A 5,292-nucleotide genomic window follows, 5' to 3' on the forward strand; every position below is an offset into this window, starting at 1 on the left:
AAGGAATATCTCGCCACGGACAGCCTGTTCTAATTCTATAGAGAATAGCTTCAATAAAATTGCGTAAATTTGAGTTGTGGTGAATGGATAAATTACGCAGAATAACTTTCAACTTTTGCCAGTGTTGATCTGTCAGCATGGTACGAGGCATAGCGAATAGTAAAATTGTGTTTGGCGATTTGATTTTACTACTTCGCTATTTTTTTAAGCTAAAAGTGTCAACACACCCTAATTAAATCTTGAATTCCTTTTGTTTTAACTGCGACAGCTTCAACTACAGGGATACCTAACAGTTGAGACAGTTTATCCTTATCAATGGAAATACCACGCTTTTTGACCTCATCCATCATATTTAATACAAGAATCATAGGGCGATTTAGAGCACGAACTTCGAGAACCAAGCTCAAATGTAAGCTTAAATTTGTGGCATCTACAACGCATATAAAAATATCGGGTAGAATTTCACCTTTTAGCTCGCCCAAACAAACTGCCCTGGTGACTTCTTCATCTAAACTACTAGGTTTTAAACTGTAAGTTCCGGGTAAGTCCAATACTCGTATTGCATCACCAGAAGGTAATTTAAAAGAACCTTCTTTTCTTTCTACGGTAACCCCAGCATAGTTGGCAACTTTTTGTCGCGTACCAGTAAGCGTATTAAATAAAGAGGTTTTTCCGCAATTTGGATTACCGACTAATGCAATGTTCTTAATCTTCATTGGATACTAACTCTACAAAAATTCTTTCAGCTTCATTCTTTCTTAATGCGAATCTTGAAGTTTCAATTTGAACTAAAACAGGATCTCCGCCAAAAACACCTTTAGTGAGTACTTGTAGAGTTTCACCCTCTCTAAAACCTAATAGTTGGAGCCGTTCCAATACGGGATCAGTGGTATGACTGTATTGATTACCTTTTTTGAGATCTCTAATTTTGACGATCTGATTTTGTTTAACTTGAAATAGATTCATTTTCGATACTCTTACTTCAAAGCCAAAATCTTTCGAGCACCATTAAGCACGAATAAAGAAACCAGGATGCCAATGATTAAGTCTGGGTAAGCTGATCCCGTCCACGCCACGAGTACACCGGCAAATATAACGCCCATATTTACCACAACGTCATTCGCCGAGAAAATCCAACTGGCTTTCATATGTGCGCCATCTTCTCGATGACCAGAAATAAGATATAAGCATGTCACGTTAGCTATAAGTGCGAGCAGGCCAATAACAATCATGAGCGTTGATTCTGGCTCGCTTCCAAACATGAATCGTCTAATGACATCAATAATCACGATGACAGCAAGTAATAACTGAATCCAACCTGCGAAATGGGCTGCTTTCACTTGATATTTCGCAGCTTTTCCGACGGCATATAGCGCAATACCATAAACGGCTGCATCGGCAAACATATCTAGAGAATCAGCAATCAATCCTGTAGACGCAGCAATAATTCCGCTGATGAATTCTATAAAGAAAAGTAGAGCATTAATGCCTAATAACAGTTTAAGTACTTTAGCTTGTCTCACAGGATCAGGTTCATTAGGTATATCGCCTGAAGAAAGCTGTATTTCATCAAGTTTCGCCCCAAAACCCAGTCCTTCGAGTTTAGCCGTAATTTGCTGAATCCCTTCATTATGGAAGACTTTCAGTTTTCGATTGGGAAGATCAAAAGTAAGACCTTTAACTGCTTCAATATCTGCAAGAGCCATACGGACCATTTGCTCTTCAGCAGAGCAATCCATTTTAGGAATGGTGTAGGTACTTGTTTGCTTAGCCTGTTGATTGCTTATATAAGTTTCAGTCTTCACAAGCTTTGCACCAAAACCCAAAGCTTCAAGTTTGGTGGTTATATTTTCATCTTTTTGATTATGTAGAACCTTTAAAGAACGGTTAGGTAAATCAAAGATGAGTTTTTGAACACCATCAATTGAAGATAGCGCCATACGAACCATCTGTTCTTCCGCAGAACAATCCATTTTGGGAACTAAGTATTCACTCATGTAGTGCGAATCTTTTAAAACGTCTTCAGTGCTTAAATTTTCTTTGGGATCAGAACCACAACAGGATTGAGCGGTATCTTCACAACTGTTTGAAGTGTTACAGCAAGGAGATGAAGATTTTTTTTCTTCCTCTTCACCACAACAGCTAAGCGTATTATCACAATTCTTTGAATTGTTTGCTTCTGCAATTGATGGATGATTTTCTTGTTGAGATTTCTTATCTTCGCATGGTGTTTCTTTACTACATCCACAACCACTCATAATTATACCCATTAAAAAAATTTATAAACTTTGAATATTAGAATCCCTATAGTTACTATAGAGTCAAGATTTTTTGGAAATACCAACTCAATGCATTTAAAAATTGGTGAACTCTCTAAAAAAACCTCATGTTCAGTATTAACAATTAGGTTTTATGAAAAGGAAGGTTTAATTCCGGAACCCGAAAGAACGGAAGGAAATTACCGCCTTTACGATATAGGCTATGTTGAGCGAATTAAGTTTATTTTGAATTGCCGAACTTTAAATATGAGTTTGAATGAAATTCGTCAATTACTCACCTATAAAGATAATCCCAAGAAAAATTGTTCAGATGTGAATGAATTAATTGACTTACATGTCAGTGCTATCAGAGAAAATATAATCAAGCAACAAAAGCTTATTGAACAACTATCTGATTTAAGAGGTACTTGTGATGGCTTATGTACAATTGACCAATGTGGAGTTCTAAAAAATCTAGCTTGATTATCTAGACCTATGCTTTTTTCAAAAAATCGGCACTGTTGCAAATAACCACGAATGGTAAGCTGAAGACTGTTTTAGCTAAAGGTGCAGCATATGAATCCTTTCCATGGTCGGCATTTTCAGGGCGAAATCATTCTTTGGGCTGTGCGCTGGTATTGTAAATATGGCATTAGCTATCGTGAACTGCAGGAAATGCTGGCCGAACGGGGTGTGAATGTTGATCACACGACTATTTACCGTTGGGTTCAACGTTATACGAATCTAAAAATGGGAGCCTATAGCTCCCATTTTTATTGTTAAACGTTGAATCCTATATGTTTTCCTGTTGGAAGCTCTACATCAATACGGAGCTTCCCACCCATTGCCTCAACATACTTTTTCATGGTTGAAATCTTAAGATCATTGCCACGATTTTCTATTGCTGAAAGCGATGGCTGTTTTATTCCCAAAGTTTCAGCAAGCTCTTTTTGAGAAATTTCGAGTTCTTCACGAATAAGATGAAGCTGATTTTCTAGCAGTAATTCATCAGCCATTTTTTGAATACGGGCTTGGCTCTCTGGAGAGCGGCTAGCTAACAATTCTTGCAGAGTCTTAGCCATTAGATTTATCTCCTAGGGTAGTGAGATGAAGTTGGTATTGTTCATCTGCAATATCCAGCATGTCTTTATAAAAACGCTTTTTACCGCCTTTATCAGCAATACATAGAACAATAGCCTGTCGTAAGGGATCAAATGCGAAGAAAGCTCTTAAGGGTCTACCGCGATGTTGAACGCGCAGTTCTTTCATATTGGTAAATTTAGACTCATACACAGTATCTACTAAACCAAAATATAGATTATAGTCTATATTTTAGGGGCATTATGTTTGTTTTGCAAATGAGAAAGGATAGGCAATAAAAAAGCCCGACATCCTGTCGGGCTTTTCCATATTTGGCGCTTAGATCTGACTCCTGTCTGATCTCACGTTCCTTGTTGTTCATCTTATTCTTTTTATCTGGAGCATCCTGCTCTCTATGTCTTCATGATAGGAAATTTCCAGTATTGCGGATAGCAGCAAAGGGCCGAGATTGGTATGAGCCAGGGCTTACAAAATAGCCTAAATTTTATCCACAAAAAATGTGGATAATTTTGGACATTGAGGCATTGATAAAATTTGAAAAACCTCAAAACTGACTATTTTTTAGTCAAATTTATTGGCAAGAAGTATCAAAACCGCTCATAAAAAAGCCGACTTGTTTCAAAATCGGATTTTTGGGCATTCTTGGATTTTTCTATTTTTATTAAGTGTTTGATATTTATATTAATATACAAGTGTATTTCGTATAACGCCCATTATGTTAAATGGAATATAAAAAACAGTTGACATAAATACATTGTGTGCAATTATATTGCACACAATGTATTTATTTAAAGGTAATCAAAATGAGTAATCTTTATTCTACCCAGGTTAAAGCAATCGGTGGACGTTCAGGAAATATTCGTAGTGAAGATGGTATCTTAGAACTAAAATTGGCTTTGCCAAAAGAATTAGGTGGTAAAGGTGATGCAACGAATCCTGAACAATTATTTGCAGCTGGCTATGCTGCATGCTTTGGAAATGCAGTGATCCATGTAACTCGTAGCAATAAAGAATATAAAATCCGTGATAACGATGTAGAGGTCCTGAGTACTGTTGGAATGGTTGCTAATGGCAATGGTGGATTTGCCTTGACAGTACACTTAGATGTCACGCTTTCAGGTATTTCACAAGCTGATGCAGAGAAAATCGTGGAACAAACGCATCAAGTATGTCCTTATTCCAATGCTATTCGAGGTAATATACAGGTGTCTACCACTGTCTATACCAAATAAAAAGCTATGTCCAAGAATCAGCTTTGCTTAGATGAGCAACTATGTTTTCCTATTTATGCTGCATCTAATTTAATCGTAAAAGCTTATCGCCCTTTTCTTACACCTCTCGGACTCACTTATCCTCAATATTTAGTGATGTTGGTTTTGTGGGAAAAAGAATGTGTAAGTGTGGGTGATCTTGGACAAATTTTACATCTTGATAGTGGAACATTAACCCCACTATTAAAAAGAATGGAGACATCTGGTCTAATTAATCGATCACGTGATCCTAATGATGAAAGACGAGTTCTTATTTCATTAAAAGATAAAGGGCGAGACTTATCTGCTGAAGCAGAAAAGATTCCTAAAGAGCTTACCAAGAACATTGAGTTTGATAACTTAAATCAATTACGAGATGAATTAAAAGTATTAGTTAATCTATTATCAGAAAGAATTTGAGACCTCTTAATATCTGATAATGGAAGCCTGTTTACTTTCAAGAATCAATTAGTTTTTCTAAAATAAACATAATACACCTTATACGAAGTCAAAAAAATATATCTATATGATAATTAGGGTCTGTTGACATTTCAAGTATAGAATTTACCCGATAAAGGTAGCCAAATAAATATACAAGCTAATGCAACTGCCCCCTCATAGCTACACTTTAGCTTATCATATCGTGTTGCTATTCCTCTGAACTGCTTTAACCTACAAAATGC

7 protein-coding genes and 4 pseudogenes are annotated in these 5,292 nt (G+C 36.5%); 4 read left to right on the plus strand and 7 right to left on the minus strand.

Annotated elements, in window-relative coordinates; all coding sequences use genetic code 11:
- The 4 genes and pseudogenes from F890_RS17960 to F890_RS02860 all read right to left on the minus strand — a co-directional run.
- Window positions 1-151: IS5/IS1182 family transposase (locus tag F890_RS17960; RefSeq protein ID WP_005265664.1), on the minus strand; the 151-nt coding region annotated here is incomplete at its 3' end.
- A 79-nt stretch (window positions 152-230) separates the two neighbouring features.
- A pseudogene (locus F890_RS02850) lies at window positions 231-716 on the minus strand (FeoB small GTPase domain-containing protein); the annotation flags it as partial.
- Complete coding sequence (locus F890_RS02855; protein WP_004281857.1) at window positions 706-966, minus strand: FeoA family protein; 261 nt, start codon at window positions 964-966, stop codon at window positions 706-708. The pseudogene F890_RS02850 and the gene F890_RS02855, both read right to left, overlap by 11 nt.
- An 11-nt stretch (window positions 967-977) precedes the next feature.
- Window positions 978-2,258, minus strand: a complete 1,281-nt coding sequence (locus F890_RS02860) for a cation efflux transmembrane domain-containing protein (RefSeq protein ID WP_005265666.1) — start codon at window positions 2,256-2,258, stop codon at window positions 978-980.
- Between the two features lie 90 nt (window positions 2,259-2,348).
- Here F890_RS02860 and cadR point away from each other — a divergent pair, with 90 nt between their 5' ends.
- Both cadR and F890_RS02870 read left to right on the plus strand, forming a co-directional pair.
- A complete protein-coding gene (cadR, locus tag F890_RS02865; RefSeq protein WP_004281856.1) occupies window positions 2,349-2,741 on the plus strand; it encodes a Cd(II)/Pb(II)-responsive transcriptional regulator in 393 nt (130 codons plus the stop codon).
- A 93-nt stretch (window positions 2,742-2,834) separates the two neighbouring features.
- Window positions 2,835-2,996: pseudogene (locus F890_RS02870) on the plus strand (IS6 family transposase); the annotation flags it as partial.
- Between the two features lie 41 nt (window positions 2,997-3,037).
- Here the strand turns inward: F890_RS02870 and F890_RS02875 are convergent.
- Complete coding sequence (locus tag F890_RS02875; protein ID WP_001140620.1) at window positions 3,038-3,340, minus strand: helix-turn-helix domain-containing protein; 303 nt, start codon at window positions 3,338-3,340, stop codon at window positions 3,038-3,040.
- Window positions 3,333-3,563 (minus strand): annotated as a pseudogene (locus tag F890_RS02880) (type II toxin-antitoxin system RelE/ParE family toxin); the annotation flags it as partial. The gene F890_RS02875 and the pseudogene F890_RS02880, both read right to left, overlap by 8 nt.
- 599 nt (window positions 3,564-4,162) lie before the next feature.
- Between F890_RS02880 and F890_RS02885 the strand changes: the two are divergent.
- Together F890_RS02885 and F890_RS02890 are read left to right on the plus strand one after the other, a co-directional pair.
- Window positions 4,163-4,591: an organic hydroperoxide resistance protein gene (locus F890_RS02885; RefSeq protein WP_004786455.1), complete on the plus strand. Its 429-nt coding sequence runs from the start codon at window positions 4,163-4,165 to the stop codon at window positions 4,589-4,591.
- 6 nt (window positions 4,592-4,597) lie between these two features.
- Entirely contained in the window at window positions 4,598-5,029 is a 432-nt protein-coding gene (locus F890_RS02890; RefSeq protein ID WP_000042163.1) for a MarR family winged helix-turn-helix transcriptional regulator, read from the plus strand.
- Between the two features lie 131 nt (window positions 5,030-5,160).
- Here F890_RS02890 and F890_RS18490 read toward each other — a convergent pair.
- Window positions 5,161-5,292, minus strand: a pseudogene (locus tag F890_RS18490) (IS5/IS1182 family transposase); the annotation flags it as partial.

It is taken from the genome of Acinetobacter sp. CIP 64.7 (assembly GCF_000369745.1).
GTDB classification, from domain to species: Bacteria; Pseudomonadota; Gammaproteobacteria; order Pseudomonadales; family Moraxellaceae; genus Acinetobacter; species Acinetobacter fasciculus.

Excerpts from the sequence above, each read along its gene's own strand:
- F890_RS02855 (WP_004281857.1), bottom strand. The coding sequence starts at position 966 with ATGAATCTATTTCAAGTTAAACAAAATCAGATCGTCAAAATTAGAGAT.
- F890_RS02860 (WP_005265666.1), bottom strand. The coding sequence starts at position 2,258 with ATGAGTGGTTGTGGATGTAGTAAAGAAACACCATGCGAAGATAAGAAA.
- cadR (WP_004281856.1), top strand. The coding sequence starts at position 2,349 with ATGCATTTAAAAATTGGTGAACTCTCTAAAAAAACCTCATGTTCAGTA.
- F890_RS02875 (WP_001140620.1), bottom strand. The coding sequence starts at position 3,340 with ATGGCTAAGACTCTGCAAGAATTGTTAGCTAGCCGCTCTCCAGAGAGC.
- F890_RS02885 (WP_004786455.1), top strand. The coding sequence starts at position 4,163 with ATGAGTAATCTTTATTCTACCCAGGTTAAAGCAATCGGTGGACGTTCA.
- F890_RS02890 (WP_000042163.1), top strand. The coding sequence starts at position 4,598 with ATGTCCAAGAATCAGCTTTGCTTAGATGAGCAACTATGTTTTCCTATT.